Genomic DNA, 26,587 nt, shown 5'->3' on the forward strand with positions numbered 1-26,587 from the left:
GTTCACATGGGCGGACACAGCGGGCTTCCCGGAACGGCGGAAGAGGCGGCCGGGGAAGCCGGGCCGGAGGCGGAGCAGGGCAGCTATGCGGCGGCCCGGCTGCGCCTCCTCCGCGGCGAGGACGGCACGGCGGCGGGGGCGCCCCGCCGTGCCGAACTGGCACGCGTGACCGACCACTGGCTGGCGGGGCTGCTCGGGGACGCCGGGCCCGGGGTCGCCCTGGTCGCCGTCGGCGGCTACGGGCGGGGCGAGCTGTCTCCCCGCAGCGACCTCGACCTGCTGCTGCTCCACGACGGCAGCGCGGGGCCCGGCGGCATCGCGCGGATCGCGGACCGCATCTGGTACCCGGTCTGGGACCTCGGCATCGCCCTGGACCACTCCGTACGAACCCCCGCGGAGGCGCGCACCACGGCGAAGGACGACCTCAAGGTCCAGCTCGGCCTGCTGGACGCGCGGCACGTCGCGGGTGACGCGACGCTCACCGCTGACATGCGCACCGGGCTCCTCGCGCAGTGGCGGTCACAGGCCCCCGCTCGGCTTCCGGAGCTGCGGGAGCTGACCGAGGAACGGACCCGCACGCACGGTGAACTGCGCTTCCTGCTGGAGCCGGACCTGAAGGAGGCGCACGGCGGGCTCCGGGACGCCACCGCGCTGCGGGCGGTGGCCGCGTCCTGGCTGGCCGACGCGCCGCGCGGCGGCCTGGCCGGGGCGCGCGAGGCGCTGCTGGACGTGCGCGACGTGCTCCACCTCTCGACCGGCCGCTCCACGGACCGGCTCGCTCTCCAGGACCAGGACCAGGTCGCCTCGGCGCTCGGTCTGGCGGACGCCGACGCGCTGCTCCGGCAGGTCTACGAGTCGGCCCGCACCATCGCCTACGCCGCCGACGTGACCTGGCGCGAGGTGAGCCGCGTGCTCACATCCCGAGGCGGGCGCACCTCCCGGCTGCGCGGGCTGCTGGGCGGCGGTTCTGGCGGCGGTTCTGGCGGTGCGCGGCGCGGCGCCGCGCAGGAACGTACACCGCTCGCCGAAGGCGTCGTCGAGCACGAGGGTGAGGCGGCCCTCGCCCGTACCGCACGTCCGGACCGTGACCCGGTGCTGCTGCTGCGGGCCGCTGCCGCCGCGGCGCAGGCGGAGCTGCCGCTGGCGCTGCCCTCCGTGCGGAGGATGGCGGCGTCGCCGGATCTTCAGGTGCCGTGGCCCGCGGAGGCCCGCGAGGAGTTCGTCACCCTGCTCGGCGCGGGCGAGGCGACGGTGCCCGTGTGGGAAGCGCTGGACGCCGAGGGCCTCATCGGCCGTCTGCTGCCCGACTGGGAGCGGGTGCGCTGCCGCCCGCAGCGCAATCCGGTGCACCGCTTCACGGTCGACCGTCATCTGGTGGAGACCGCGGTGCGGGCCTCCGCGCTGACGCGTCGCGTGCAGCGCCCGGACCTGCTGCTGGTCGCGGCGCTGCTGCACGACATCGGCAAGGGCTGGCCGGGCGACCACTCCGTCGTTGGCGAGACGATCGCCTACGACATGGCTGGCCGCATGGGCTTCGACGCACCGGACGCGGATGTGCTCGCCCGTCTCGTACGACACCATCTGCTGCTGGTGGAGACCGCCACCCGGCGCGATCTGGACGATCCGGCGACGATCAGGTCCGTCGCGGATGTCGTGGGCGGTGCCGGGACGCTGGAGCTGCTGCACGCGCTGACGGAGGCCGACGCGCTGGCCACCGGCCCCGCGGCGTGGTCCGCGTGGCGCGGCACCCTCGTCGCGGACCTGGTTACCCGGGTCGCCGGGGTACTCGCCGGGGAGGCGGTCGAGGAGCACACGGAACCGTTCGTGCCCTCGGCGGAGGCGGAACGCCTCGCGATGGAATCGTGGCGCAGGCAGGGCCCCGCCCTCGCACTCAGCACGACGGGCGGCGGGGGAGAGGCCGCGTCCGGACACATCGGCGACGGACATCAGACTGTCCCGGACGACGGGGTCGATGCGGACACCTCCCGCGCACGGTCCGTCGGCGTCGAGCTGCTGGTCACCGTCCCGGCCCCGCGTCCGGCGCCCGCCTACCCCGCCTCCGCCCCGGGAGCCCCGGGCGGCACGGGTGTGTACGCGATGGGCGTGCTGCCCGCCGTCGCGGGCGTCCTCGCGCTGCACCGGATGACCGTACGGGCGGCCGACCTGCGGGTGATGCGGCTTCCCGGACAGGTGACCGGGGGAGCGCAGGGTGGGCCGACAGGGCCGGACGGGGACGCGGCCGTGCTGCTGCTGTCGTGGCGTGTGGCCGCCGAGTACGGCTCGCTGCCTCCCGCGCTGCGGCTGCGCGCGGATCTGGCGCGCGCCCTCGACGGTTCACTCGACATCGCGGCCCGCCTCGCCGAGCGCGAGGCCGCCTACCGCAGGCCCCGGAGGCGCCGCCCGGGACAGGCTCCGCCGCCCCGGGTCACCGTCGCGGCGGGCGGTTCGGAGCTCGCGACCGTCCTGGAGGTACGGGCACAGGACGCCCCCGGCCTGCTCTACCGCATCGGGCGTGCCCTGGAGGGGGCGGGCGTCCTGGTGCGCAGCGCACACGTCAGCACCCTTGGTGCCAACGCCGTCGACGCCTTCTATCTGACGGGTTCCGACGGCGACCCTCTGGCCTCGTCCGCGGCGGCCGCGCTGGCGCGCGACCTCGAACGCGAGCTGGGGCGTGCGCCGGACGAGGCGGCGTAGCTTCTTCAGCCGCACGATCCCGGACCCGAAGACGGTCGCCGACCGGACCTGACCGCAGTCCTCGTGGACGGATACCCTTGGAGGCCGACTGCCGACCTGACCCAGTACCCAGACGCGAAGGATCCGCGAACGCCGTGTTCGACACTCTCTCCGATCGCCTCGCAGCGACCTTCAAGAACCTCCGGGGCAAGGGCCGCTTGTCCGAGGCGGACATCGACGCCACGGCGCGTGAGATCCGTATCGCCCTGCTGGAGGCGGACGTCGCGCTCCCCGTCGTGCGTTCCTTCATCAAGCAGGTCAAGGAGCGTGCCGTAGGGAGCGAGGTCTCCCAGGCGCTGAACCCCGCCCAACAGGTCATCAAGATCGTCAACGAGGAGCTCATCGGCATCCTCGGTGGCGAGACCCGCCGCCTGCGGTACGCGAAGAACCCGCCGACCGTCATCATGCTCGCCGGCCTGCAGGGCTCCGGTAAGACGACGCTGGCCGGAAAGCTGGGCCAGTGGCTCAAGCAGCAGGGGCATGAGCCGCTGCTCGTCGCGTGTGACCTTCAGCGTCCCAACGCCGTGAACCAGCTTTCCGTCGTGGCCGAGCGGGCCGGTGTCGCGGTCTTCGCGCCCGAGCCCGGCAACGGCGTCGGAGATCCGGTGAAGGTCGCCGAGGACTCCGTGGCCCACGCGCGGGAGAAGCAGCACGACGTCGTCGTCGTCGACACCGCGGGACGCCTCGGTATCGACGAGGAGCTGATGCGGCAGGCCGCCGACATCCGCGACGCGGTCAGCCCCGACGAGATCCTCTTCGTCGTCGACGCGATGATCGGCCAGGACGCGGTCACCACGGCCGAGGCCTTCCGCGACGGCGTCGGCTTCGACGGTGTGGTGCTCTCGAAGCTCGACGGTGACGCACGAGGCGGCGCCGCCCTCTCCGTCGCCCAGGTGACCGGCAAGCAGGTCATGTTCGCCTCCAACGGCGAGAAGCTGGACGACTTCGACGCGTTCCACCCGGACCGCATGGCGTCCCGCATCCTCGGCATGGGCGACATGCTCACGCTCATCGAGAAGGCCGAGCAGACCTTCAGCCAGCAAGAGGCCGAGAAGATGGCCGCGAAGCTGCAGAAGGGGCCGAAGGAGTTCACGCTCGACGACTTCCTGGCGCAGATGGAGCAGGTCCGCAAGATGGGCTCCATCTCGAAGCTGCTCGGCATGATGCCCGGCATGGGCCAGATGAAGGAGCAGATCAACGACCTCGACGAGCGCGAGGTCGACCGCACGGCCGCCATCATCAAGTCGATGACGCCGGGCGAGCGCGCCGAGCCCACCCTCATCAACGGCTCCCGCCGGGCCCGCATCGCGCGGGGCTCCGGCGTCGAGGTCAGCGCCGTGAAGAACCTGGTGGAGCGGTTCTTCGAGGCCCGCAAGATGATGTCCCGCATGGCGCAGGGCGGCGGCATGCCCGGTATGCCGGGGATGCCCGGCATGGGCGGCGCCGGAAAGAAGAAGGCCAAGCAGCAGAAGAAGGCCAAGGGCAAGCGCCAGTCGGGCAACCCGATGAAGCGCAAGCAGGAGGAGCAGGCCGCCGCCGAGCGCAAGGCGGCGGGTGCGGGCAGTGCGTTCGGAGGCGCGGGAGCGGAGCAGGGCCCCGAGGACTTCGAACTTCCGCAGGAGTTCAAGGACATGCTGCCCCCGAAGTGAACCATCGGGCGCGGGGGCGGATGATGTCGTGCATGCGCGTATACATCCGGCCCCCGCAGCCCGGCGACGAGACCGCCTACCGAGAGGCGGTACTCCGCTCGGCTGACCACCTCAGCCCCTGGAACCCCGTCGAGCCGGAAGGTCTCCCCGACCTCCTGCGGCGTCAGGGCCCCGCGCTGCGCAGCTTCATGATCTTCGACAGCGAGGACCACGGTCTGGTCGGCCGCGTCAACGTCGCGAACATCGTCCGCGCCCGCTTCTGCAACGGGTCGCTCGGCTACGACAGTTACGTGCCGTACGAGGGCACGGGCCGCATGACCGAGGGGATGCGGCTCATCGTCGACCAGTGCTTCGAGAGCGCCCCGCAGGGGCTCGGACTGCACCGGCTGGAGATCAACGTTCAGCCGGAGAACCACCGCTCCACCGCGATGGCGCGTCGGCTCGGGTTCCGGCACGAGGGGTTCTCGCCCCGGCTGCTCTTCCTCAACGACGCCTGGCGCGACCACGAGCGCTTCGCCGTCACGGCGGAGGAGTGGCCGGAGGCACGCGCCCTGGGGCTGCGCGAACGGAGACGCAGCGGGAACGGCACGCGGTCGCAGCAGGCCGGTCAGCAGCCGGAGCCCGGCGCGGGGATGAGCGTCGAGCACTGACGGCACCCCACGCTTCACCGGGTGGCGGGGCGCACGGTCAAGGCACGCGGGCGACGGCGGCCCGCATCCGGCTCCGAGGGTTCCGCTGACCCGACTCTTTCGACGGGCGTCCACGGGCGCGCATGTGATGTCGCGCCAGAAGAAAGATGTACGGTACATGCCACTGGGGCGGCGCCCTTCGCGGCGCGGCTCCGGCGGCATTTCGCCACCCCTCGGACACCGGAGAGCCTTATGCGCAACAGATCCGTTCTGGCCGCACTGAGCCTCGCCGCGGCCGCCCTCGTGGCCTCGGTTCCCGCACCAGCCTCCGCTGCCACCGGTTCGCCGGGTGCCGCCGGCGTCGGCACCGCCGGTACCGCCGCCGGACTCGGCCACTGCCCACAGCTGTCGAAGAAGCTCGAGTGGTACGGGCACAACCGCGCCGCGCTTCAGCGCGTGATCGACGAGCGCGGCCGGTGCGGTCACCACAGCAAGGGCGGCAACAAGCCCCGCCCGGTCGCCGCCTTCGACTGGGACAACACGATCACCAAGAACGACACGACGGACGTCACGCTCGCCTGGGCGCTTCACCACGACAAGATCCTCCAGCCCCGCCGCTGGGGCGACACCAGCAAGTGGCTCACGCCCACCGCCGAGAGCGCCCTGACGAAGGCATGCGGCAAGACCGTGCCCGTGGGCCGCCCGCTGCCCACCTCCACCGATGACGACTGCACCGACGAGATCTTCGAAATCCGCACGGAAGCGCAGACCATGGACGGCCGCCCGGCCTTCGGGGGCAAGTGGAACCACCGCCGTACAGTGCCCGAGTACGCCTGGGTGGCACAGCTGTTCGCCGGGCACACGCCGGCCGAGGTCAAGCAGTACGCCGAGGCGGGCCGCAAGAAGAGCCTGGCCGCGCCCATCGGCAGCGAGATGAAGGTGGGCACCCACACGATGCCCGCGTACGTGCGCTACTACGAGCAGCAGAAGGACCTCATCAGAACGCTGCAGCGGGCCGGCTTCGACGTCTACATCGTCTCCGCGGGCGTCGAGTACGCGGCCGAGGCCTGGTCGAAGGGCGTGGGCATCGACGCCGAGCACACCATCGCCATCCGCAGCATCCTCCGCGACGGCCGCATCACCACCCGGAACGAAGGGTGCGGCGACGCCCCCGCGAGCCAGGGCGAGACCATCCCGTACATCGACGGCAAGCGCTGCTGGGTCAACCAGGACATCTACGGCGTCAAGGGCCGCGCCGCCTGGAAGCAGCAGGACCGCAACCATCGCATCGCCGTGGGCGGCGGCGACGCGGACACCGACGTCACCTTCGTGCGTGACGCGACCGGGGCGCATCTCGTGCTCAACCGGAACAAGAACGAGGTGATGTGCCGGGCGTACGACAACGAGGACGGACGCTGGCTGCCCAACCCGATGTTCATCGAGCCGCTTCCGCAGAAGCCGGAGCCCTACGCTTGCTCCACGTCGGCGTACAACAGCGAGAACGGTGAGCTCACGCCGGTACGCCGGTACGACGGCAGCGTCGTGCCCGACCAGAAGGACCGCGTCTTCGGCTGATCGCGCGAAGGCGGGCGCACGCCCGCCGCGGGCGCACCCCGGCCCGCGGGGCACCTGATCCGGTGCCCCGCGGGCCGCCGCGTGCGTGGGCCGCCTCGTGTCAGACGGGGAGCGGCGAGCCCCCGGTCGGCCCGTCCGTACCGATGCCGAGGAAGCGGGCTGCGGTGGCGCCGACGTCCGCCAGCGACGCCGCGTCCGGGAAGAGAACGGGATCAGCGTCGCCGGCGCCCGGACGGTGGACGAGCATCGGCACGAACTCGCGGGTGTGGAAGGCGTGCCCGATCACCGGGTCGTTGCCGTGGTCGGCGGTGACGATCAGCCGGTCGCCCGGACGGTCCAACTCCCGCAGCAGTACGCCCAGTCCGGCGTCCGCCTCCTCCAGCACCGCACCGAAGCGGGCGGCGTCCTGCTGGTGCCCGGCCAGGTCGGTCTCCTGCACGTTCGCCACCACAAGAGCCGGGGTGCCGTCCGCCTCTCCGGCGTGGCGTGCGGCGGAGACCGTGTGTGCCAGCACCTCCTCCGTACCTACGGCGGGGCGGCGCACCGCGCTGTCGCAGGCGAGGATGTCCGCCGCCTTCCCGACGAGGGTGACGTCGGCCCCGGCACGTGCCGCCAGCTCAGGCAGCTGCCTGGCGTGATCCACCGGTGCTCCGAGGTGCTGCACCCGCAGGCCGCCGTTGCGGTAGAACCCGCTCGCGGGAGTGTCCAGACCGACGGTGCCCCCGTCGCCGTGCCGTACGAAGTCCGGCAGCGGGCTCCGGGAACGGCCGCCCACCGCGATGACACGGGCGACCGGCGCCGTGGCCCGTACCGTGCGGGCGACGGCAAGGATCCGCTCGAAGGGCTGGTCCTCGAGGCGGGCCGAGACGTTCCAGTTGATGCCCGGGTCGGCCTCCAGGTTGTCGTGCACGAGCATGTTCCCGTCCACGACGAGCACGGGCTCCCCGCCCAGCGACTCGACCTTGTGCCCGGCCTGTTCGAGCGCTGCGGTCACCTCCGCGAGGTGCTGGGCGAGGCGCGCGACGGCGACCCGGCTGAAGTCGGCGCCCATCATGGTCTGGTGACCGGCGTAGGTGTCCGCGCCCGGGTAGCCGAGGCGGGCCCGTCCGGCCACGACGGGCAGAGCCGTCCGGGACGCGAGCGCGGGGTGCGGTCGCAGCAGGCCGAGGCCGAGGTCTCCCAGCGCGGGAAGCCGCAGGTGCCGGCCGTGGTCGGCGCGGTACCGGTCGAGGAGATGCCCGAGCGTGTCGGCTTCGACGTCGCCCGGCCGCAGCGCGCCCGCGTCGGGCATGGCCCCGATGCCGAGGCCGTCCAGGACGACGATGACGGTCCGTCTCGCACTCGCCCTGGATCCGGAACCGGCCACGGCGGCGCTCACAGGGCCCGTCCCAGCGGGTCGTACAGGCCGGTCAGCTGCGGTTCGCCCGAGGACAGGCCCGCGACGACGGCGATGCTGCTGCGCGTGACGAACATCTGGGTGCGGAAGGCGAGGACCGCCGTGTCGCCCGCCCGTACCGGCACTGCGCCCGGCGGGGGAGCGTCCAGGAGCCGGTAGTAGTCGATGTTCTCCGCCGGCATGTCCTGCACGGGCAGCCGCAGACCGGTTCTCGGCAGCAACGCGTCCCTGATCCCCGCGCGGGGGTAGAAGCCGCCTCCCAGTAGGGCGGGCCGGCCGTCGCCGAGAGTGTGGGAGACCTCGGTGACATAGACGTAGCCGGGGCGTTCCGGCTGGCCGGGGTCGAGCGCGTGCAGCGGTGTCGTACCGGTCAGGGCGTGGCCAGGTTCGCCGTGCGTGGCGCCGAACCGGGCGAGCAGCGGCAGTGCGGCGGCCGAAGTGGCGCCCGGCGCACTGAGCTTGAGGCCCTGGTGACCGCGGTTCTCCAGGCGTGCGCGGGCCTCGCGCAGCAGCGTGAACGTCTCCGTTGGCTGCGGTGTGCCGGTCGACGGATCGCACAGCAGGCACGGGAAGCCGGTGACGCCCGCGATCCGTATGCCCGGCATCGCTTCCGCCTCGTCAGCGAAGGCGTCGACGCCGTCGGACTGCACACCACCCTCCTGGCCCGGATAGACCGAGCCGGGTGCTCCCGCCAGCCGCAGCAGGACGTCCTGCACGTATCCCTGCCGCTGTGCTTCGTCGGACACGGCCCGCGCGTTGTCGGCATCGAAGACGGTGACGGCCTCCGGGCGCCACGCGAGCATCCCGGCCAGCGTGCGCCGCGGGATCTGCACCAGGTGCCCGATGTTGCCCGCGAGGGCTCCGGCGGCGTGCAGGGCGCGAGCCTCCGGTGCGTCGATGGCCGCGGACCTCGGAAGATGGCGGGCCACCGCGGCTATCAGCTCCGGGTTGCGTCCCAGCTGCTTCACGACGAACCACAGGGACAGGCTCAGCTCCTCGGCCCTCTCCGCGAGCAGCGCCGCGTTCCCCTCGACGGCGTCGCGGTCGACGACGTAGGTGTCCGGCGGTATCGCGCCGTCCCGGTGCAGCGAGGCAGCCGTGTCCGCGAGCTGTGGATTGCGGGCGAGGACGGTGTCGAGGAACAAGATCGGCCCTTCGGGACGGCTGGACGGTCGTGACCGTGGTCTGCGCGTGGTCGGTACGGAGACGGTCGGCGGGACGTGGGCCGGGGCGTGTGCCCGAACAGGGGGCCCGGGTCCGCGTCGCGGACGTTCGGTGTCGGCTCTGCGTCACGTCCCTCCTGTCCCGTGTGCGGCGTACAGGTCCTCCAGGGCACGGCGGAGGATGTCCAGGACGAGATCGGCTCCCGCCCGCATCGGGTTGATCCGCACCGTCCAGTCGGCGAGCCCGGGTTCGTCGTCCAGGGACGAGGAGGACATGCGGTAGAACAACGGGGCCACCTCGTAGCGCGAGTTGGCGCCGACCGGGTACGGAGCGGCCCCGTACCGTGCGGCGTACGCGGGCAGTTCGCGGGCCAGCGGCCGGTCCAGGCGCACCACCAGGGCACGGTCCTGCACGTTGGCGATCCGCACCTCCGCCACCCCGGGAACCTCGCCCGCCTCGAGCCGCTCGGCGATCTCGGCGCCCGTCCGCGACTGCAGGGCCCACATCACCGGTACGTGCGTCAGCGCCCGCAGCGCGTCGAGCGCCTGGTGGCCCTGGACCTGGCCCCCGCCCGAGTAGTTGTCGTCGTGCACCCGCCCGACGAGCTCCCGCGAGCCGACGACGGCGCCCACGCCCTCGGGGCCGTGCAGCTTGAACAGCGAGAAGCACGAGGCCTCCGCGCCCATCCCGGCTCCGCTCACCGGCACCCGGAAGACCGTGTAGTTGTCGTCGACCACGGTGCGGACTCCTGCCGCCCGGCACAGCCCGAGCACCTCTCGCGGGTCGTAGGAGTCTCCGAGGCTTTGCCGGGAGTGCTGGACGTAGGCGTAACGGAACTCGCCGCTCGCCAGGGCGGATTCGAGTGCCGTCCGGTCGTTGAAGTCGGCCTCGTGGGTGCGGACGCCCAGCCCGCGCAGCGTGACCGCGGTGGTGCGGTAGACGGGGGCGCGGTGGATGAGCAGCGGGTCGCCCGCGGTGAGGACCGCGCCGAGGGCGCTGCGGATCGCGCCGGTGCCCGCGCCCTGCACGAGCGCTGCCGCTTCGGCTCCGAAGAAGTCCGCCAGTACCGCCTCCACGCGGGCGGTCGTGCGCGGCCTGCCCGGTCCGGGCACCACACCGGCGTCCGCCTCGAAGAGCTGCGTGCCCTCGAAGTGCCGTGCTGTGCACTCCAGCAGACGGAACTGCGCCTGTACGGCCTCCTCCAGCGGCACGGTGGGAAGCGGGAACGTCCGCGGAAGTCGTGGCGGGCTCATCTCACAGCTCCTCGTCGTCGCTCGTGCTGCCCGTGAGGAAGCGCAGCGGATTCCGCCGGGTCAGCAGATCGATCAAGGCATCGTCGGCTCCCGCCGCGCGCAGGCGTGGAAGGAACGAGCGGAAGAGGTGGCCGTATCCGATGCCGCCCTCGCTCGTGAGATAGCCGTACCGCGAGATGTCGCAGCTGAGCAGCACCCGGTCGGCGTGCCCGGCCTCCAGGAGTGTCAGCAGCAGCCGCAACCGGGCGTCGTCGCTGACGTAGTTCTCCTTGCCGATGGTGTCGAAGGCGACGTACGCACCCTGCGCCGCCAGCCCGCGGTGGACTCCCGCGTCGTCCAGCAGGTCCTGGTGGCCGATGCTCACACGGTGCGGCTCCAGTCCCGCCCCGGTCAGCAGGTCCAGTTGTGCGGGGCCGCCGCGTCCGAGCTGGGCGTGCGTCGCGACGGACAGCCCGGTCGACCTGGCGGCGCGCGCGGCAGCGGTAAGCGTCAGGACCTCCTGCCCGCTGGGTTCGTCCCCGTGGCTGCCCGCCTCGCCGATGACGCCGGGGCGCACGCCCGTGCCGCCGATCCCGCCGTCGATCTCGCGGACCAGTGCCTCGGTGAGCTCGTCGACTCCGGCTCCCGCGGCCCCGGCAGGGTGGAAGCGTTCGTAGTACCAGCCCGTGCCCGCCACGACGGCGACGCCCGACTCCCGCGCGATCCGCGCGAGTGCCGCCGCGTCCCGGCCCATGCCCCGGCACGTCAGCTCCACGACGAGGCCGAGGCCGAACTCCTCGCGCAGCGTGGCCAGTTCGGCAGTGACGGCCCCGCGGTGACGCTCGTCGAGCACGGCCGTGGAGTCCCCGCCGCGCGAGAGGTCCAGCGCCAGATGCTCGTGCGCCAGGACCGGCCCGCGCACCCGCGCCGCTTCGAGCGGCCCGGAGACGGTGCGGAGCGGGTGCGCAGGACGCTGCTCGTACATGGTGGTCGGTGCTGCCTTCCCGGCCGGTGCCTGGACGACCGGTCCCGTCAGCTCTTGACGGGGGTGAACAGGTCCAGCCAGTACAGAAGATTGAGCAGCACACCGCCCACGAGGACAGCGGCCGGCGCGGCCGCCATGCGCACCACGACCCGTCCCATCGCCTCGTTGAGCAGGTAGAGGCCGCCCACGATGAGGACGCCGAGCCCACCGCCCATGGTGTTGGCCGCCAGCAGCGAACCGAAGAGGATCGCCAGCCAGAGGCTCTCGCTGATCGCGTTCCGCAGGTGTTCGGAGGAGTCGCGTACGGACGGGAGCCGGCCCAGCATCTTGCCGATCCACGACAGGGCCAGCACCTCGATGGCGAAGATGGCCGCACCGGCGAGCAGCGCCAGCCACGGGCTCGGCAGCAGATAGCCGACGGGGTAGACGAAGGTGAAGCCCGCGATCGCGTACGCGCCGGAGGCGAGCGCGGTGGTGGCGATCAGTGGAATGAAGCCGAAGACGCGGTAGAAGTCCACCTGGGCGGCGCCCGTGTAGTCCTCCTTGGCTATGAGGAAGCTCGTGGCCTCGCCGCCGCCGAACACGTGCATCTGCGCCAGCAGACACACGCCCGCGCCCAGCACCATGAACAGCGGCAGATGCTTGCGCAGCCGGGTGGCGCTCGCGCTGAAGAGCGACAGCATCGGGTCTTCCAACTCGGCCTCGGTGACGGGCCGTTCCGGACCGGACGAGGCGTCCTTGCCCTCCGAGGCCTCCGCCTTCGCCTTCTCCTCCCGGTCCACCCGCCGCTGCCGCATGTCCTTGGCGGTCGCGAACCCGATGAGCATGACCACGCCCACGGCCATGGCTGCCGCTCCGGGGAACACATCGGGCCACAGCTTCATCGTGAGGATCACGAGCGCGAGTTCCACCACTCCGGCTATGCCGCCGCGGAGCTTGCCGAACTGCCTGGTGATCGCGAGCACAGGGAAGAGCGTGAAGAGGAAGAGGATCGGGGTGGCCATCTGCTGCATGGCTGTCAGGAAGTCGACCGGCAGATCGTGCGCGACGTCGTTGGCCCCGCTGAGTCCGAAGACGACGAGTGCGCCCCAGGCGCCGCCCAGCAGGGGAGCGAGCCACTTCTTCGGCGCGAGGAGCCCGAGCACGTCGGTCGGAAGGAAGAGCAGCCACGGGTTGAGCACTCCGGTGGACAGCGCCATCGGGGCGCCGAGCCCGAAGATGAAGCCCGCGGAGAGACCGAAGGAGACCGCGGTGGTGGCACTGCGGGTGCTGCGGCCCTGGATGAAGTCGAGCATGAAGGGACGTACGCCGTCGTTGAAGACGGCCAGCGCCAGGTGGGATATGAGCGCGGTCAGCGCGCACAGGAGGATGACGGTCGTCTTCTGCGCGAGCGAGAAGTCGAGGCTTTGTTCGCCTGCGCTCAGCGCGCCGGCCAGAACGGTGCTCACGGGGTGCTCCTTCGGGTCCGGCGGTCAGCGGGTGTGCGCGGCGATGGCCCGCGCGATGACGGGTGCGGTGTCGGAGATCTGGTCCATGCCGAAGCCGAAGACCTTCTTTCCGTCCTCGAGCAGTGCGGTCACCTCCGCGTCGGTGGGGATGCCGCGTCCGAAGGTGTGGCACGTGCCGCTGCCCAGCACGCCGAGCAGCACCCCGAGGGAGGCTCCCGCACCTGTGTGGCAGGTGCCGAGGTAGTAGTCGGCCTGTCCGGCGCGCAGCTTCATCGCCGCATCCATGTCGTTGGAGACGGCGACCTCCAGGTCGCCGATGCCCAGGTCTCCCAGGGCGTCGGCGACTTGGACCTTGCCGACCCCTCCGGTGAGGATCTTCGTCATGGCCGGCCTCCGTTCTGCTCTGCGGACGCGGCGTCCCGCGCGCTCTCGTGCACGGCCGCCGCAGGGCTGCGGGCCGCCAGGACGGCCAGGTGCATGGCCAGGTAGCCCGTCTCGGATTCGGGGAGGGCCGCGGTGCCGAGGTCGCGCTCGGCCCGTGCGGCGATCTGCTGTGCCAGGCGTACGGCGTCGGGCCGGTCGGCCAGTTCGGCGGCCATCTGTTCTCCGGCGGCGGGGTCGTCGAGGGACTCTCCGTTCAGCAGCCGGTTCAGGGCCATCATCAGATGGCTTGTGAGCATGCCGGAGGTCTCCTCGGAGACGGGGAGTCCCGCGCGGGCCAGGCCCTTCAGCTCGCCTTCGACGAAGTCGGCCACTTCCGCGCGTACTTGGCCTGTCTCCCGGAACAACTGGATCCGGAGAGCGAGTTTCTCCTCCAGCTTCTCCTGCATGACCCATCCTTCCGCGGCACGATCAGCGGCCACGACAATAATCAGGATTCTGCTTTTTGAGGAGACCCGGCGTCGTTCTTTCTTCCGCCCATTTGTGCCGCTCAGCCGGTACGGAAGGCGAGGCGACGGGCGGTGAGAACGGCAGGAGGCGAGGAAGCGGGCGCCAACTGTCAGTACAACGGCACGCGTTCGCCCCGCAGGACCTCTCCCTGCACGTCGGTCACCAGCCCGAAGTCCAGCGAGGGCCGAACCGCGTCGAGTGCGGACGACTCCCCGGTCCGTCCGATCAGTGCTGCGCTGGAGTTCCGCGACGCGAGCTCACTGGTGATCTCCTCGTCCAGCGGCAGGACTTCGACGTCCGGACCCAGGTGATCGCGCACCTCGTCGAGATTCCACACGGTGGCGTCGACCCGGCCCTGCGCGAAGAGACCCCGCAGCTGCATGTACGAGGACTCCACCCACTCGATGTCGTCACGCCGGGCGAACGCTCTTGCCGCCAGCATCCGCAGATCCTCGGAGGAGGAGTCGACGGCGACGCGCAGCCCCTTCGTCTCCAGCGGAGTGCCGCACCGCAGCAGAAGTCCGTGGGATCCCACGTATGTCCCCGGTCCCAGGTCGGCGACCAGCTCGACCGGATGGTCCTCGGCGATCCGATCGGCGGCGAAGCGCGAGAGCACGACGAGATCGGCCTTGCCCTCCAGAAGTGCGCCGAGCCGGGTGGAGGCCCCTCGCATGAAGGTGATGGCGAACGGCGCTCCGGCCTGCTCGAATGCGGCCCTGAGCCCGGTGGCCAGGCCCTCGTACCGGTGCGAGTACGGCAGTGGCATCGCCGCGAGGAGTGTGCCCAGGCCCGCGAGCCGCCACAGTATGGCCCGGTCGGCGTGCACGAGGAACGTGCCGAGGTGACCGCGGGCCCTGGTCTCGACGGCCCCGGCCTCCTCCAGGAGCTGCAGCCCCGCCTGAACCGTCCCGTTCCCCACCTTCAATTCGCCGGCGAAGTCGCGCAGACGTGGAAGACGTGTGTCCGCTTCGTGATTCAGCAGCAGTGCGGCCAGCTGACGTGCTGCCATGCCGTTGCGGGTGAGGAAGCGCTCGTCGGCGCCACTGATCATGCGGCGGATAATATCCAGAATCCTGGATATTGCCAACGGGTGCCGGCACGTGATCCTGCTCTCTCCCTGGTCGCGGGGGCCGCCCCGGTGCACATCGCTCCGGGGAATGTCGGTATGGTCACCGAGGTGTACCGATCGCTCCCGACGGACCTCTTCGGAGGTACGTCCGGGATGGCCGGGCTGAGCGGGTTCTCCGTACTTCTGTGCGCTCGCCCGGCTGGAGCGACACCGTCGCAACTGACCGGTACGTGCAAATTACTTAGGTTGTCCCGGAATCGGAACACTGAGGCGGTCCGACTCGTTGTGTACGACGTGAGCACGACACCACCAGTTCTCGCCGCCGAGCTGGCAGCTGCCTGGGCGGACATTCAGAGGCACCACCCCGAGCTGCCGGATCTGGCCGCGCCCGAATCGCTGATCGGAGAGTCCTCGTCGGCATGCGGCGACGGGCTCTCCTTCGAGAGGCTTCTGCACGAGGCCGTCCACGGAATCGCCGCCGCGCGGGGTATCAGAGACACCTCGCGCGCGGGCCGCTATCACAACCGCAGATTCCTCGCCGTCGCCGAGGAGTTGGGTCTGTCGCACCCCGAGGAGCCCCATGCGAGCAGCGGCTTCTCGCTCGTGGTGCCCTCTCCCGACACCAGGCGGCGCTACCGGCCCACCATCGAGCGTCTTCAGCGCGCGCTGAAGGCGTACAACGCCGCGACCGGGACGGACGGCGGCGGGAGCTTCCGCGGCCCCGCGGCCCGTCACGGCTCCAGCGGCGGCGGTGTGCGCGTCAAGGCCGTCTGCGACTGCGGGCGGAACGTGCGCGTGGTCCCGTCGGTGCTGGCGCAGGCGCCGATCATGTGCGGAGCGTGCGGAAAGCCGTTCAGCATCCCGGACACCCCGGTGGAGCGCCCCGCTTCCTCGGACTCCGGGGAGGACAGGGTCGAAGCCGTGGCCGCGGTCGGCTGAGGCCCGAAGAAGAACACTGACTGCCGGGGCGGGTTCGCCGTACCGCCCCGGCAGTTGTGCCCCATGAGCGGGCCCGGATGCGGGTTCGGCCGGGCGCGTCGCGTGTGGCATCATGGTGCGCTGTACTCGACAGTCGCAAAGGACCCCTCTCTCCTACGGCTGACGCGTCCATCGGACCTCCGGGTACCGCAACCCCACGTGGTCACCCGTTGTGTCCACCCACGTCAAGACCAGGAGACACCACAGCAGTGGCAGTCAAGATCAAGCTGAAGCGACTGGGCAAGATCCGCTCGCCGCACTACCGCATCATCGTCGCCGACTCCCGCACGCGCCGTGACGGCCGTGCCATTGAGGAGATCGGCCTGTACCACCCGGTGCAGAACCCTTCGCGCATCGAGGTCGACTCGGAGCGCGTCCAGTACTGGCTGGGTGTCGGCGCACAGCCGACCGAGCCCGTCGCGGCAATCCTCAAGGTCACCGGTGACTGGCAGAAGTTCAAGGGTCTGCCCGCCCCCGAGCCGATGAAGGTCGCCGAGCCGAAGGCCGACAAGAAGGCCCTCTTCGAAGCTGCGGCCAAGGAGTCGGCGGACGAGCCCAAGGGTGAAGCGATCACCAAGAAGGCCAAGAAGGCCGACAAGAAGACAGACGAGGCCGACAAGGCCGAGTCCTCCACTGAGTCGACCGGGGCCTGATCATGCTCGAGGAGGCCCTCGAGCACTTGGTGAAGGGCATCGTCGACAATCCGGACGAGGTGCAGGTCGAATCCCGCACCTTGCGCCGTGGGCGCGTGCTCGAGGTCCGGGTGCACCCCGACGACCTCGGCAAGGTGATCGGCCGCAGTGGCCGCACCGCGCGTGCTCTGCGTACGGTCGTGAGCGCCCTCGGCGGCCGTGGTGTCCGCGTCGACCTCGTCGATGTGGACCAGGTGCGCTGAGCACCCGCACAAGACAGCACCGGCACGGGCCGGGGACGGCAATGGCCGGCCCCGGCCCGTGTTCGCGTCCGGGCACCGCTCCCGCGGTCCGCCGCGGACGCAGCACGAGCAGGTCGAGTCAGGTCGAGCACGGAGAGACACAGTGCAGCTAGTCGTCGCACGCATCGGCCGCGCCCACGGCATCAAGGGCGAGGTCACCGTCGAAGTGCGCACGGACGAACCGGAGTCGAGGCTCGCTCCGGGCGCCGTGCTCGCCACCGACCCGCCCCGTCCGCAGCCGCTGACCATCGAGCGAGGCCGTGTGCACAGCGGCCGGCTGCTGCTGCGCTTCGAAGGTGTCCAGGACCGCAGTGCAGCGGAGGCGCTGCGCAACACGCTGCTCATCGCCGAGGTCGATCCCGACGAACAGCCCGACGACCCGGACGAGTTCTACGACCACCAGCTCATCGACCTCGAGGTGGTCACTCGCGACGGTGTCTCCGTGGGCCGGATCGAGGAGGTCGCGCACCCGCCCGGCCAGGACCTTCTCGTGGTCAAGCGGGAGGACGACAGCGAGGCGCTGATCCCGTTCGTCGCCGAGATCGTCCCCGAGGTGGACCTCGAGGCGCAGCGGGTCGTCATCGAGCCGCCCCCGGGGCTCCTGGAGGAGCCTGGCTCACCCGAGAAGGAGCAGCGCGAGGGGGAGGACGGCGGGCGGTGAGGATCGACGTCGTCACCATCTTCCCGGAGTACCTGGAGCCGCTGAACGTCTCGCTCGTCGGCAAGGCCCGTGCCCGTGGCCTGCTCGACGTCCACGTGCACGACCTGCGCGGCTGGACGCACGACAGACACCACACCGTCGACGACACCCCGTACGGCGGCGGCCCCGGCATGGTCATGAAGCCGGAGCCCTGGGGCGAGGCGCTCGACGAGATCATCGGCGCGGCCGAGCCGCCACCCGTGCTCGTCGTGCCCACTCCCAGCGGCCGCCGCTTCGACCAGAAGCTGGCAGTGGAGTTGTCCGCAGCCCCGTGGCTCCTCTTCACACCCGCCCGCTACGAGGGCATCGACCGCCGCGTCATCGACGAGTACGCCTCACGGCTGGACGTGCGCGAGGTCTCGGTCGGCGACTACGTCCTGGCCGGCGGCGAGGCGCCCGTCCTGGTCATGGTGGAGGCCGTCGCCCGCCTGCTGCCGGGTGTGCTCGGCAACGCCGAGTCCCACCAGGACGACTCCTTCGCGGCCGGGCCGATGGCACAACTGCTGGAGGGCCCCGTCTACACGAAGCCCCCGGAGTGGCGGGACCGTGGCATCCCGGACGTGCTGCTCAGCGGCCACCACGGCCGGATCGCCCGCTGGCGCAGGGACCAGGCGCTGGCCCGCACGGCCGCGAACCGGCCCGATCTCATCGCCCGCTGCGACCCGGACTCGCTCGACAAGCACGACCGCGCGGAGCTGGAGCGTCTGGGCTGGCGCGAGGGCCCGGACGGCCGATTTTGGCCGACCGGGCAGCACGTGGAAGAATAGGCGGCTGCTCCGTATCCGGCGCGCGACCCTGCCACAGGGGGACCGACGCCCGCACGGGAGCGGCGCTCTCCAGTCAGCATCACGATCATTCCGCTGATGACCTGTGGCATCAGCGAGGAAAGCAGACGGTCATGTCTCAGCTTCTCGAAAACCTCGACGCGGCCTCGCTGCGCGACAACCTGCCGGCCTTCCGCCCCGGCGACACGGTCAACGTGCACGTGCGCGTCATCGAGGGCAACCGCTCGCGTGTTCAGCAGTTCAAGGGCGTCGTCATCCGCCGCCAGGGTGGCGGTGTGCGCGAGACCTTCACCGTCCGCAAGGTCAGCTTCGGCGTCGGGGTCGAGCGCACCTTCCCGGTGCACACCCCGATCGTCGAGAAGATCGAGGTCGTAACCCGCGGTGACGTGCGGCGCGCCAAGCTCTACTACTTGCGCGAGCTCCGCGGCAAGGCCGCCAAGATCAAGGAGAAGCGCGAGAACTGATCGAGCTGTCCGAGGTCCGGCGGGGCGACTAGGCTTTCGGCCCGATGGACACCGAGACGCAGCAGGACGACGCGGAGCGGGACCGCTCCTCCGGCCCTGACGGGCACGTGCGGAGGGGCTGGTCACGCTCCGCTCGCTTGTGCGCAGTTGCTGCGTCCCTGCTCAGCGCGCTCTTGCTGGTCAGCGCTTTCGTGGTGCAGCCTTTTTTGATCCCTTCTGCATCAATGACCCCCACGCTGGAGGTCGGTGACCGGATACTGGTGGACAAGCTTGCCTATCGGATGGGCAACTCTCCGGGCCGTGGAGACGTTGTGGTCTTTGACGGCAGGGGTTCGTTCATGGACGAGGAGGAGACGGACGGGAATCCGGTGGCCGGTCTGTTGCGAGAGGCCGGTGCTGCGGTCGGTCTTGTGAGGCCGCCCGAGACGGACTACGTCAAGCGTGTGATCGGCGTCGGCGGGGATCGGGTCCGGTGCTGCGATGAGCGCGGAAGGATCGAGGTGAACGGTGTTCCGCTGGACGAGGGCTACCTGCATGACGGTGACGACCCGTCAGCCGTGCCGTTCGATATCGAAGTGCCGCAAGGGCGGTTGTGGGTGATGGGGGATCACCGCTCCGACTCCAGCGACTCGCGGGACCACCTCGGTGACGCGGGTGGTGGCACCGTTCCCGTGGAGCGGGTGATCGGGCGGGCCGACCGCATGGCATGGCCGATGGAACGCTGGGGAGCGGTCCACGGCAGAGGGGGAGGTGCCCATGAGTGACCGGGTGGGCCCCGCCCGCAACGGGCCCTACGACTACGGGGTGCCGAGCGACTACGACGACGACCCGAACGCGGGACCGGGCCGCAACGGCGCCAACGGCCGGAACGGCTACGGCGGTTCCAACGGCTACGGCGCACAGAACGCCGGCAATGGCTACGGTGATGCCAACGGCTACGGCGGTCAGAGCGCGGGCAACGGCTACGGCGGTGCGAACGGGAACGGCGCACAGAACGCCGCCAACGGCTACGGGGGAGCGCAGAACTCGGGCTTCAACGGCCGCAACGGCGGTGGCGACGGCTCGGATTACTACTCCGGCAACTACGACTACACCGAGCCGTTCGAATACTTCGGGAGCCCGCAGGCCCGTTCCAACGGCGGCGGCAACCGCTACGGCGTCCCCGCCGGCACAGCACCGGGCCCGATGCAGCCGGCCGCGAAGTTCCCCGGGCCCAACGGCCCGCTCCCGCCCCCCTCGGTGAGTTCGGGCGAGACCATGCGGCTCAGCGCCTACTCGGCGCGGCTGATGGATCTGCCCGGCCGCGAGAGCAGGGACGAGAGACTCGGCATCCCGCCCGGCCCGAGCGGCGGGCGGGCGGAACGGCGGCGCGCGGCGCAGCGCGTCAAGCGGCGCAGACGCCTGTCCGTCACGAAGGAGATACCGATCCTCGTCGGTGTCGCCCTGCTCATCGCCCTGGTCCTCAAGACGTTCCTGGTCCAGGCGTTCGTGATTCCCTCCGGCTCCATGGAGCAGACGATCCGCATCGGCGACCGCGTCCTGGTCGACAAGCTGACGCCGTGGTTCGGCACGAAGGCCGAGCGCGGTGACGTCGTCGTCTTCGAGGACCCGGGCGGCTGGCTCCCGGCGAGCGAGAAGAAGCGCTCGGACGATCCGGTCGGCATCAAGCAGGGCAAGGACTTCTTGACATTCATCGGCCTGCTTCCGTCCGACGACGAGCAGGACCTGATCAAACGTGTCATCGCCGTCGGCGGCGACGAGGTCAAGTGCTGCAACGCGCAAGGCAAAGTCACCGTGAACGGCAAGCCGATCGAAGAGCCGTACATCAATCCGGGCAACAAGCCTTCGGAGATCAAGTTCGACGTGAGGGTGCCGGTCGGCCGCGTGTTCGTCATGGGGGACCACCGCGCCAACTCCGCCGACTCCCGCTTCCATCTGCGCGAGCAGGGCGGCACCGTTCCCGAGGGGCGGGTGCAGGGGCGGGCAGTCGTCATCGCCTGGCCGTTCGACCACTGGGGCAAGTTGGAGGCCTCGGACACCTTCAGCGCGGTTCCCGGCTCTGCGGGGGGATCAGCCGCGGCTCCGCCGATCGGAGGCGGTGACAACCGACTGACGCAATATCCGATCCCTGCGGAACTCCCGCTCGTTATGGGAGTGGTGGGCCTGTCCCGGATGTGGAACAGGCGGCAGTGGATTGTGAGGAGTGATTGTGGGGGACTTGGCGGTCGGCGCTCGTTCCGGATCCGGAGAGAACGAGGGCGAGGGCGAGAGCGGCACGGAGACCAGGAGCCCTGAGGCATCCACTACCGTGTCCGCTTCCGGACCCGAAGCAGGCAGCGCGGCGCGGGATGCGCCGCCGACCGCAGAGAGAGGCAGTGACATCAGCGTGAGCACGGGTGCGGAAGACGGCACCACAAGTGATCACACGTCGGGCGCGCACGGCAGGCAGCAGCGGTCATTCTTCAAGGAGTTGCCGATCCTCGTCGGCATCGCGCTGATCCTTGCCCTGCTGATCAAGACGTTCCTCGTCCAGGCGTTCTCCATCCCGTCCAACTCGATGCAGAACACGTTGCAGGTCGGGGACAGGGTGCTGGTCGACAAGCTCACGCCCTGGTTCGGATCGGAACCGGAACGGGGAGAGGTCGTCGTCTTCCACGACCCGGGCGGCTGGCTGAACGAGGCACCGGTGCCTCAGCCGAGCGGAGTGGGCGGCGCTATCCAGACTGTGCTCAGCGCCATCGGCCTCATGCCTTCCGCGGACGAGCAGGACCTCATCAAGCGCGTCATCGCCGTCGGCGGCGACAGGGTCGAGTGCAAGCGCGGCGGCCCCGTCAAGATCAACGGCAAGGGGCTCGAAGAGCCGTATCTCTTCCCCGGCAACACCCCGTGCGACGACAAGCCCTTCGGCCCCGTCGAGGTGCCCGTGGGGAAGATGTGGGTGATGGGCGACCACCGTCAGGACTCCCTCGACTCGCGTTTCCACCGCTCGGTGGACAACGGCATGATCCCCACGGACCGGGTCGTCGGACGCGCCATCGTGGTGGCCTGGCCGGTCACGCGCTGGTCCCCGTTGCCGGTGCCCGACACCTTCGATCAGAAGGGTCTCGCGTCGAAGGTCGCGGACGGAGTGCCGGCGGCCGCGGGCCTCGCCGGCGCGGTACCGCTCGTCCTGTGGCGACGCAGGAGGCGTGCGGCGCGTGCGGCGGCCGAGCCTTCCGTCAACGGCTGACCTCCCCCCGTACTCAGCGCTCTCTACCCCGGGTAAGGTGCGCCCAGACCGAAGCGGCGAGCTGACCGGGAGTGCGCGATGAGCAAGGCTGGACGTACCGGAACAAGTCGCGGCCGCGCCGGGCAGACGCTCTCGGGCCTCGCCGTGGCGGTCGGCTGCGTGCTCTTTCTGGGCGCCTTCGTCCTGGGCGCCCTCCTGTACCAGCCGTACACCGTGCCGACGGAGTCCATGGATCCCACGGTCAAGGCCGGCGACCGCGTGCTCGCGGAACGGATAGACGGTGAGGAGGTCCGCCGCGGCGACGTCATCGTCTTCCAGGACTCCGTGTGGGGCTCCGTCCCGATGGTCAAGCGGGTCGTGGGTACCGGCGGTGACAAGGTCGCGTGCTGCGACAGGCAGGGCCGGCTCTCGGTCAACGGGAAGACTCTTCAGGAGCCGTATCTGAAGAGCACGGGTCCCGACTCCCAGCCCCCGTTCAAGGCGACGAAGGTGCCAGGGGGCAAGCTGTTCCTGCTCGGTGATCACCGTATGGATTCGGTCGATTCCCGGGTCCACCTCGAGGACGGCGACCACGGCGCGGTGCCGCGCTCCGCCGTGAAGGCGCGGGTGGATGCCGTCGCATGGCCCGTCAGCGGTCTGGGGATGCTCACGCGGCCCGGAGGCTTCTCGGCCCTGCCGGGCGGGACGTCCGACCCGGGTCCGCTGGAGCCGCTGATCGTCGCCGTTGTCGCCGGTGCGGCCCTGATCCTGGGCGGCGCGGCGTACGGCCCGATCGCGCGGCGGGCCGGACGGGGCACTCGCGACTGACGCACAATGGGGGCACGCACGGCTGAAGGGGAACATGCCATGAGCGCCGAGGACCTCGAGAAGTACGAGACCGAGATGGAGCTGAAGCTCTACCGGGAGTACAGGGACGTCGTCGGTCTTTTCAAGTACGTGATCGAGACCGACCGGCGGTTCTACCTCACCAACGACTACGAGATGCAAGTGCACTCCGTGCAGGGTGAGGTCTTCTTCGAGGTCTCCATGGCCGATGCGTGGGTGTGGGACATGTACCGTCCCGCCCGGTTCGTCAAGCAGGTGCGGGTCCTGACCTTCAAGGACGTGAACATCGAGGAGCTGAACAAGAGCGAGCTCGATCTGCCCGAGAACTCCGGCTTCAAGGGCTGACCGCTCGCCGCTCTGACCGTCCTGCCGTGGGTCTCGCAACGGGATCGCTGAGGTTTCGACTCCCTGTGGGTGACGCCTCTTTCCACAGCTGGCCTGTTGTCCCCAGATCTGCACCTTGATCAACTGATTCGCCTGCCTTCCATCACAGTCAGTGACCGGAGGTGGTGCGGATGAGCGCCCGAAAAGCCCTCGGCCGGTACGGAGAGGATGTCGCAGCCCGAAGGCTGCGTCAGGCGGGAATGGCGGTGCTGGAGCGCAACTGGCGCTGCGCCGAGGGAGAGCTGGACATCGTCGCGCGGGACAGGGACGCGCTGGTGATCTGCGAGGTCAAGACCCGGCGTGCGGGCCGGGGCGGGACGTTCGAGCATCCGATGTCCGCTGTCACACCGGCGAAGTCGGCACGGCTGCGGAGGCTGGCCTCGCGCTGGCTGACCGAATGCTGGCTGACGCGGTACGGGCAGCCACCCCGCGGCGGGGTGCGGATCGACCTCGTCGGGGTGCTGCTGCCGGACCGGGGTGGGCCCTTGGTGCAGCACGCACGGGGGGTGGCCTGATGGGATTCGCCCGCACGTGCTCGGTGGCGCTTGTCGGGGTCGAGGGCGTCGTCGTGGAGATCCAGGCCGATCTGGAACCGGGGGTGGCGACGTTCACGCTGGTGGGGCTGCCGGACAAGAGCCTGTCCGAGAGCCGTGACCGTGTTCGGGCCGCCGTCACCAATGCGGGGGAGGACTGGCCGCAGAAGAAGCTCACCGTCGGGCTGAGCCCCGCCTCGGTACCCAAGAGCGGCAGCGGGTTCGACCTGGGCGTTGCCTGTGCGGTGCTGGGGGCCGCCGACCGCGTCGATCCGCGGAGCATCGCCGGGCTGATCATGCTCGGGGAACTGGGCCTGGACGGGCGCGTGCGGCCCGTGCGGGGAGTGCTTCCGGCGGTGCTGGCCGCGGCCGACGCGGGGCACCGGCAGGTTGTCGTCTCCGAGGAGGCGGTTCCCGAGGCGTCGCTGGTGCCGGATGTGACCGTCCTCGGTGTCCGCAGCCTCCGGCAGCTGATCGCGCTGCTCAACGACGAGCCTGTGCCCGAGGAAGAGCCGCCGGACGGACTGTCTCCCGATGAGCCGGGCAGCGAGCGGAGCCCCTTCGCCCTGTCCTTGCCGGGCCAGGGGTGGGCCGCGCCGGGTGCCGCGCGACGGGCGGAGCGGACGCTGGACATGGCCGACGTCGCCGGCCAGCACACCGCCCGCCGAGCGCTGGAGGTTGCGGCCGCGGGCCGGCATCACATCTTTTTCAAAGGTCCGCCGGGCGCGGGCAAGACGATGCTGGCCGAGCGCCTCCCGGGGCTGCTGCCGCCACTGACGTCACAGCAGTCGCTGGAGGTGACCGCGGTTCATTCTGTGGCCGGGGTGTTGCCCCCGGGCCAGCCTCTGGTCACGCGCCCTCCGTACTGCGCCCCTCACCACTCGGCGACGATGGCCTCGCTGGTCGGAGGCGGTTCGGGTCTGCCGCGGCCCGGAGCGGTTTCCATGGCACACCACGGGGTGCTCTTCCTGGACGAGGCGGCCGAGTGCAGCGGCCGCGTCCTCGATGCGATGCGGCAGCCTCTGGAGTCGGGTCAGGTGGTGGTCGCACGGGCCGCGGGGATGATGCGGATGCCCGCGCGATTCCTCCTCGCCCTAGCCGCGAACCCATGCCCGTGCGGTCGTTACGGCATGAAGGGCGGCGGGTGCGAATGCCGTCCCGCGTCCATCAGGCGATACCGGGCGAGGCTCTCGGGTCCGCTGATGGACCGGGTCGACCTCAGGGTTCAGGTCAAGCCGCTCTCCCGTTCCGAACTGGCGGGCCTGCACGGGAGTTCGGAGAGCACCGCGGCGGTCGCCGAGCGCGTACTGGCCGCGCGTGAGCGTGCCGCCGCGCGCTACATGGGGACACCGTGGTCGGCGAACAGCGACGTCCCCGGTCATGAGCTGCGTACGCGCTGGCCCGCCGAACCGGGAGCCCTGAGCAAGGCGGAGGAGGACATGGAGCACGGGCTGCTCACAGCCCGGGGGATGGACAGGGTGCTCCGCGTCGCCTGGACGGTCGCCGACCTCGCAGGCCATGACCGTCCGACGGCCCAGGACGTCGACTGGGCTCGCGAACTCCGCACTGGGATCCGACGAGGCATGCCAGGTACCCCGGCGGCGGTCACCGCGTCCCGGGGGCAGCCGTGACCAGTGACGCGTACGGCGGCCCCGCTACCGGTGAGATCCCCGAGGACGAGGAGCAGCTCAAGGTCTGCCCTGAAGAGCGACTCGCGCGTGCCGCGCTGACCCGGATCGCGGAGCCCGGTGACGAGAGGGTGGGCCGCTGGCTGCGGACCCATGGCGCCCAGGAGATGGTGCGTGCCCTGCGCGAGGACTCCAGCCCGCTGCCGGGGGTCGACGAGCAGCGCTGGGCCGGGCTGCGTTCCCGGGCCGAACGGGCCCGTCCCGAGGAGGACTTGGCAGTCATGGAGGCCCTCGGCGGGCGATTCGTCTGCCCGGGAGACCGCGAATGGCCCGGGCAGCTTGATGCCCTAGGGGTTTCGAGGCCCATCGGGCTGTGGCTGCGCGGGTCCCCCAACCTGCGGCTCTGGGCGCTCCGCTCGGTGGCGATCGTCGGCGCCCGCGCCTGCACGGAGTACGGCGTTCATGTGGCGGCGGTACTCGGGGCGGGGCTGGCCGAGCGCGGCTGGACGGTGGTCTCCGGTGCGGCGTACGGCATCGACGGCGCCGCGCACAGGGGAGCCCTCGCGGCGGGCGGCGCCACCGTCGGAGTCCTGGCCTGCGGGGTGGATGTGGCCTATCCGCCGGGCCATGCCGAGTTGATCGCGCGCATCGGTGAACAGGGCCTGGTGCTCGCCGAGTTGGCCCCGAAAGATCATCCGTCGCCCAGCCGCTTCGTGCTCCGGAACCGGGTGATCGCCGCACTCACGCGGGGCACGGTCGTCGTGGAAGCGGCGTTGAGAAGCGGTTCGTTGTCGACCGCCCGGCACGCGCGACGGTTGGGCCGGTTCGTGATGGGCGTTCCTGGGCCGGTCACCTCAGGGCTCTCCGCAGGGGTGCACGAACTGCTGCGGGAGGAGGGAAGCCTCGTCACGGACGCGGCCGAGGTGATCGAACTGATCGGGAGCATCGGTGAGCTGGCCCCCCGGAGACGAGGGGCGTCGGTGCCCCGTGACGTACTGCCTGGTGAGACGGCGATGGTGCTCGAAGCGTTGCCGGCGCGGGGCGCCATACGCTCCGCACAGCTGGCACAGGCCGTCGGCATCACGCCGGATGTGGCCGTCGCGAGGCTGCAGGAACTGTGTGCGCTCGGATTCGTCGAACGCCTGGGCGTCGGCTGGCAGTTGAGCCGGTCCGCGGCGCCCCGCAACGCCATCGGGCACCCCATCGAGTGAAGAGCCGGTCCTTGACCTGCGGCTATCGAATGAAAGGGTGATCCGCATGCTCTGGTTGCGTCCCGCCCACTCCCGAAGGCCGGTTCCGGGCGCTACCAAGGGAGTAACTCCCGGGTGCGGGCAGCGGAACGTATCTGCGCATGCC

The 26,587-nt window shown here is 70.8% G+C and carries 25 protein-coding genes and 1 pseudogene; 18 read left to right on the plus strand and 8 right to left on the minus strand.

The window, feature by feature from the left end; all coding sequences use genetic code 11:
* Window positions 1-6 precede the first annotated feature (6 nt).
* The 4 genes and pseudogenes from I004_RS0110170 to I004_RS0110185 all read left to right on the plus strand — a co-directional run bounded on the left by I004_RS0110170 (window position 7) and on the right by I004_RS0110185 (window position 6,586).
* Window positions 7-2,694 carry a [protein-PII] uridylyltransferase gene (locus tag I004_RS0110170; protein WP_028435396.1) on the plus strand — a complete coding sequence of 896 codons (2,688 nt, stop codon included), beginning with the start codon at window positions 7-9 and terminating at the stop codon, window positions 2,692-2,694.
* Between the two features lie 134 nt (window positions 2,695-2,828).
* Window positions 2,829-4,382, plus strand: coding sequence for a signal recognition particle protein (ffh, locus tag I004_RS0110175; protein WP_028435397.1), 1,554 nt, complete (start codon window positions 2,829-2,831; stop codon window positions 4,380-4,382).
* Window positions 4,383-4,402: 20 nt separating this feature from the next.
* Window positions 4,403-4,921: pseudogene (locus I004_RS33240) on the plus strand (GNAT family N-acetyltransferase); the annotation flags it as partial.
* Between the two features lie 342 nt (window positions 4,922-5,263).
* Complete coding sequence (locus tag I004_RS0110185; protein WP_028435398.1) at window positions 5,264-6,586, plus strand: HAD family hydrolase; 1,323 nt, start codon at window positions 5,264-5,266, stop codon at window positions 6,584-6,586.
* 100 nt (window positions 6,587-6,686) lie between these two features.
* Here the strand turns inward: I004_RS0110185 and I004_RS0110190 are convergent, their stop codons facing one another.
* From I004_RS0110190 to yhfZ, 8 genes are all read right to left on the minus strand, one after another.
* Complete coding sequence (locus I004_RS0110190) at window positions 6,687-7,964, minus strand: phosphopentomutase (RefSeq protein ID WP_486579884.1); 1,278 nt, start codon at window positions 7,962-7,964, stop codon at window positions 6,687-6,689.
* Complete coding sequence (locus tag I004_RS0110195; RefSeq protein WP_028435400.1) at window positions 7,961-9,127, minus strand: alanine racemase; 1,167 nt, start codon at window positions 9,125-9,127, stop codon at window positions 7,961-7,963. The genes I004_RS0110190 and I004_RS0110195 overlap by 4 nt, the downstream gene beginning before the upstream one ends.
* 144 nt (window positions 9,128-9,271) lie before the next feature.
* A complete protein-coding gene (locus I004_RS0110200; protein ID WP_028435401.1) occupies window positions 9,272-10,399 on the minus strand; it encodes an aminotransferase class V-fold PLP-dependent enzyme in 1,128 nt (375 codons plus the stop codon).
* Window position 10,400: 1 nt separating this feature from the next.
* Window positions 10,401-11,363 carry a phosphotriesterase family protein gene (locus I004_RS0110205; protein WP_028435402.1) on the minus strand — a complete coding sequence of 321 codons (963 nt, stop codon included), beginning with the start codon at window positions 11,361-11,363 and terminating at the stop codon, window positions 10,401-10,403.
* Between the two features lie 47 nt (window positions 11,364-11,410).
* Window positions 11,411-12,811, minus strand: a complete 1,401-nt coding sequence (locus tag I004_RS0110210) for a YhfT family protein (protein WP_486579885.1) — start codon at window positions 12,809-12,811, stop codon at window positions 11,411-11,413.
* A gap of 24 nt (window positions 12,812-12,835) precedes the next feature.
* Window positions 12,836-13,195, minus strand: a complete 360-nt coding sequence (locus I004_RS0110215; protein WP_028435404.1) for a DUF2620 domain-containing protein — start codon at window positions 13,193-13,195, stop codon at window positions 12,836-12,838.
* The gene (locus I004_RS33245) at window positions 13,192-13,629 is read right to left on the minus strand and encodes a PRD domain-containing protein (RefSeq protein WP_051344923.1); all 438 of its coding nucleotides are present in this window, start codon (window positions 13,627-13,629) and stop codon (window positions 13,192-13,194) included. Before I004_RS33245 ends, I004_RS0110215 begins: the two co-directional genes overlap by 4 nt.
* Window positions 13,630-13,811: 182 nt before the next feature.
* On the minus strand, window positions 13,812-14,753 hold the full coding sequence (gene yhfZ, locus I004_RS0110225; RefSeq protein WP_486579886.1) for a GntR family transcriptional regulator YhfZ: 942 nt from the start codon (window positions 14,751-14,753) through the stop codon (window positions 13,812-13,814).
* A 264-nt stretch (window positions 14,754-15,017) separates the two neighbouring features.
* Between yhfZ and I004_RS0110230 the strand changes: the two genes are divergently transcribed.
* The 14 genes from I004_RS0110230 to dprA all read left to right on the plus strand — a co-directional run bounded on the left by I004_RS0110230 (window position 15,018) and on the right by dprA (window position 26,442).
* Window positions 15,018-15,710 (plus strand): hypothetical protein, encoded by a 693-nt coding sequence (locus tag I004_RS0110230; RefSeq protein WP_486579887.1) that lies wholly within the window; start codon window positions 15,018-15,020, stop codon window positions 15,708-15,710.
* Window positions 15,711-15,958: 248 nt separating this feature from the next.
* Window positions 15,959-16,402 carry a 30S ribosomal protein S16 gene (rpsP, locus tag I004_RS0110235; RefSeq protein WP_028435407.1) on the plus strand — a complete coding sequence of 148 codons (444 nt, stop codon included), beginning with the start codon at window positions 15,959-15,961 and terminating at the stop codon, window positions 16,400-16,402.
* A 2-nt stretch (window positions 16,403-16,404) separates the two neighbouring features.
* On the plus strand, window positions 16,405-16,644 hold the full coding sequence (locus I004_RS0110240; protein WP_028435408.1) for an RNA-binding protein: 240 nt from the start codon (window positions 16,405-16,407) through the stop codon (window positions 16,642-16,644).
* A 142-nt stretch (window positions 16,645-16,786) separates the two neighbouring features.
* Entirely contained in the window at window positions 16,787-17,344 is a 558-nt protein-coding gene (rimM, locus tag I004_RS33250) for a ribosome maturation factor RimM (RefSeq protein WP_037975644.1), read from the plus strand.
* Window positions 17,341-18,150 carry a tRNA (guanosine(37)-N1)-methyltransferase TrmD gene (trmD, locus tag I004_RS0110250; RefSeq protein ID WP_028435409.1) on the plus strand — a complete coding sequence of 270 codons (810 nt, stop codon included), beginning with the start codon at window positions 17,341-17,343 and terminating at the stop codon, window positions 18,148-18,150. Before rimM ends, trmD begins: the two co-directional genes overlap by 4 nt.
* Window positions 18,151-18,281: 131 nt before the next feature.
* A complete protein-coding gene (gene rplS / locus I004_RS0110255) occupies window positions 18,282-18,632 on the plus strand; it encodes a 50S ribosomal protein L19 (RefSeq protein ID WP_028435410.1) in 351 nt (116 codons plus the stop codon).
* 44 nt (window positions 18,633-18,676) lie between these two features.
* Window positions 18,677-19,396, plus strand: a complete 720-nt coding sequence (gene lepB / locus I004_RS0110260) for a signal peptidase I (RefSeq protein ID WP_028435411.1) — start codon at window positions 18,677-18,679, stop codon at window positions 19,394-19,396.
* A 523-nt stretch (window positions 19,397-19,919) separates the two neighbouring features.
* Window positions 19,920-20,927, plus strand: coding sequence for a signal peptidase I (gene lepB / locus I004_RS33260; RefSeq protein WP_078511002.1), 1,008 nt, complete (start codon window positions 19,920-19,922; stop codon window positions 20,925-20,927).
* Window positions 20,842-21,861 carry a signal peptidase I gene (lepB, locus tag I004_RS0110270; RefSeq protein WP_028435412.1) on the plus strand — a complete coding sequence of 340 codons (1,020 nt, stop codon included), beginning with the start codon at window positions 20,842-20,844 and terminating at the stop codon, window positions 21,859-21,861. Before lepB (I004_RS33260) ends, lepB (I004_RS0110270) begins: the two co-directional genes overlap by 86 nt.
* 78 nt (window positions 21,862-21,939) lie before the next feature.
* Window positions 21,940-22,668: a signal peptidase I gene (gene lepB / locus I004_RS0110275; protein WP_028435413.1), complete on the plus strand. Its 729-nt coding sequence runs from the start codon at window positions 21,940-21,942 to the stop codon at window positions 22,666-22,668.
* A gap of 39 nt (window positions 22,669-22,707) precedes the next feature.
* Window positions 22,708-23,031, plus strand: coding sequence for a DUF2469 domain-containing protein (locus I004_RS0110280; protein WP_028435414.1), 324 nt, complete (start codon window positions 22,708-22,710; stop codon window positions 23,029-23,031).
* A 170-nt stretch (window positions 23,032-23,201) separates the two neighbouring features.
* The gene (locus I004_RS0110285) at window positions 23,202-23,585 is read left to right on the plus strand and encodes a YraN family protein (protein WP_028435415.1); all 384 of its coding nucleotides are present in this window, start codon (window positions 23,202-23,204) and stop codon (window positions 23,583-23,585) included.
* Window positions 23,585-25,234 carry a YifB family Mg chelatase-like AAA ATPase gene (locus tag I004_RS0110290; RefSeq protein ID WP_028435416.1) on the plus strand — a complete coding sequence of 550 codons (1,650 nt, stop codon included), beginning with the start codon at window positions 23,585-23,587 and terminating at the stop codon, window positions 25,232-25,234. Before I004_RS0110285 ends, I004_RS0110290 begins: the two co-directional genes overlap by 1 nt.
* Before the next feature lie 35 nt (window positions 25,235-25,269).
* Window positions 25,270-26,442 (plus strand): DNA-processing protein DprA, encoded by a 1,173-nt coding sequence (gene dprA / locus I004_RS0110295; RefSeq protein WP_028435417.1) that lies wholly within the window; start codon window positions 25,270-25,272, stop codon window positions 26,440-26,442.
* Window positions 26,443-26,587 lie beyond the last annotated feature (145 nt).

It is taken from the genome of Streptomyces sp. TAA486, from assembly GCF_000426165.1.

Excerpts from the sequence above, each read along its gene's own strand:
- I004_RS0110170 (WP_028435396.1), top strand. The coding sequence starts at position 7 with ATGGGCGGACACAGCGGGCTTCCCGGAACGGCGGAAGAGGCGGCCGGG.
- I004_RS0110185 (WP_028435398.1), top strand. The coding sequence starts at position 5,264 with ATGCGCAACAGATCCGTTCTGGCCGCACTGAGCCTCGCCGCGGCCGCC.
- I004_RS0110200 (WP_028435401.1), bottom strand. The coding sequence starts at position 10,399 with ATGAGCCCGCCACGACTTCCGCGGACGTTCCCGCTTCCCACCGTGCCG.
- I004_RS0110205 (WP_028435402.1), bottom strand. The coding sequence starts at position 11,363 with ATGTACGAGCAGCGTCCTGCGCACCCGCTCCGCACCGTCTCCGGGCCG.
- I004_RS0110215 (WP_028435404.1), bottom strand. The coding sequence starts at position 13,195 with ATGACGAAGATCCTCACCGGAGGGGTCGGCAAGGTCCAAGTCGCCGAC.
- yhfZ (WP_486579886.1), bottom strand. The coding sequence starts at position 14,753 with ATGATCAGTGGCGCCGACGAGCGCTTCCTCACCCGCAACGGCATGGCA.
- I004_RS0110240 (WP_028435408.1), top strand. The coding sequence starts at position 16,405 with ATGCTCGAGGAGGCCCTCGAGCACTTGGTGAAGGGCATCGTCGACAAT.
- rplS (WP_028435410.1), top strand. The coding sequence starts at position 18,282 with ATGTCTCAGCTTCTCGAAAACCTCGACGCGGCCTCGCTGCGCGACAAC.
- lepB (WP_028435411.1), top strand. The coding sequence starts at position 18,677 with ATGGACACCGAGACGCAGCAGGACGACGCGGAGCGGGACCGCTCCTCC.
- lepB (WP_078511002.1), top strand. The coding sequence starts at position 19,920 with ATGGATCTGCCCGGCCGCGAGAGCAGGGACGAGAGACTCGGCATCCCG.
- lepB (WP_028435413.1), top strand. The coding sequence starts at position 21,940 with ATGAGCAAGGCTGGACGTACCGGAACAAGTCGCGGCCGCGCCGGGCAG.
- I004_RS0110280 (WP_028435414.1), top strand. The coding sequence starts at position 22,708 with ATGAGCGCCGAGGACCTCGAGAAGTACGAGACCGAGATGGAGCTGAAG.
- I004_RS0110285 (WP_028435415.1), top strand. The coding sequence starts at position 23,202 with ATGAGCGCCCGAAAAGCCCTCGGCCGGTACGGAGAGGATGTCGCAGCC.
- I004_RS0110290 (WP_028435416.1), top strand. The coding sequence starts at position 23,585 with ATGGGATTCGCCCGCACGTGCTCGGTGGCGCTTGTCGGGGTCGAGGGC.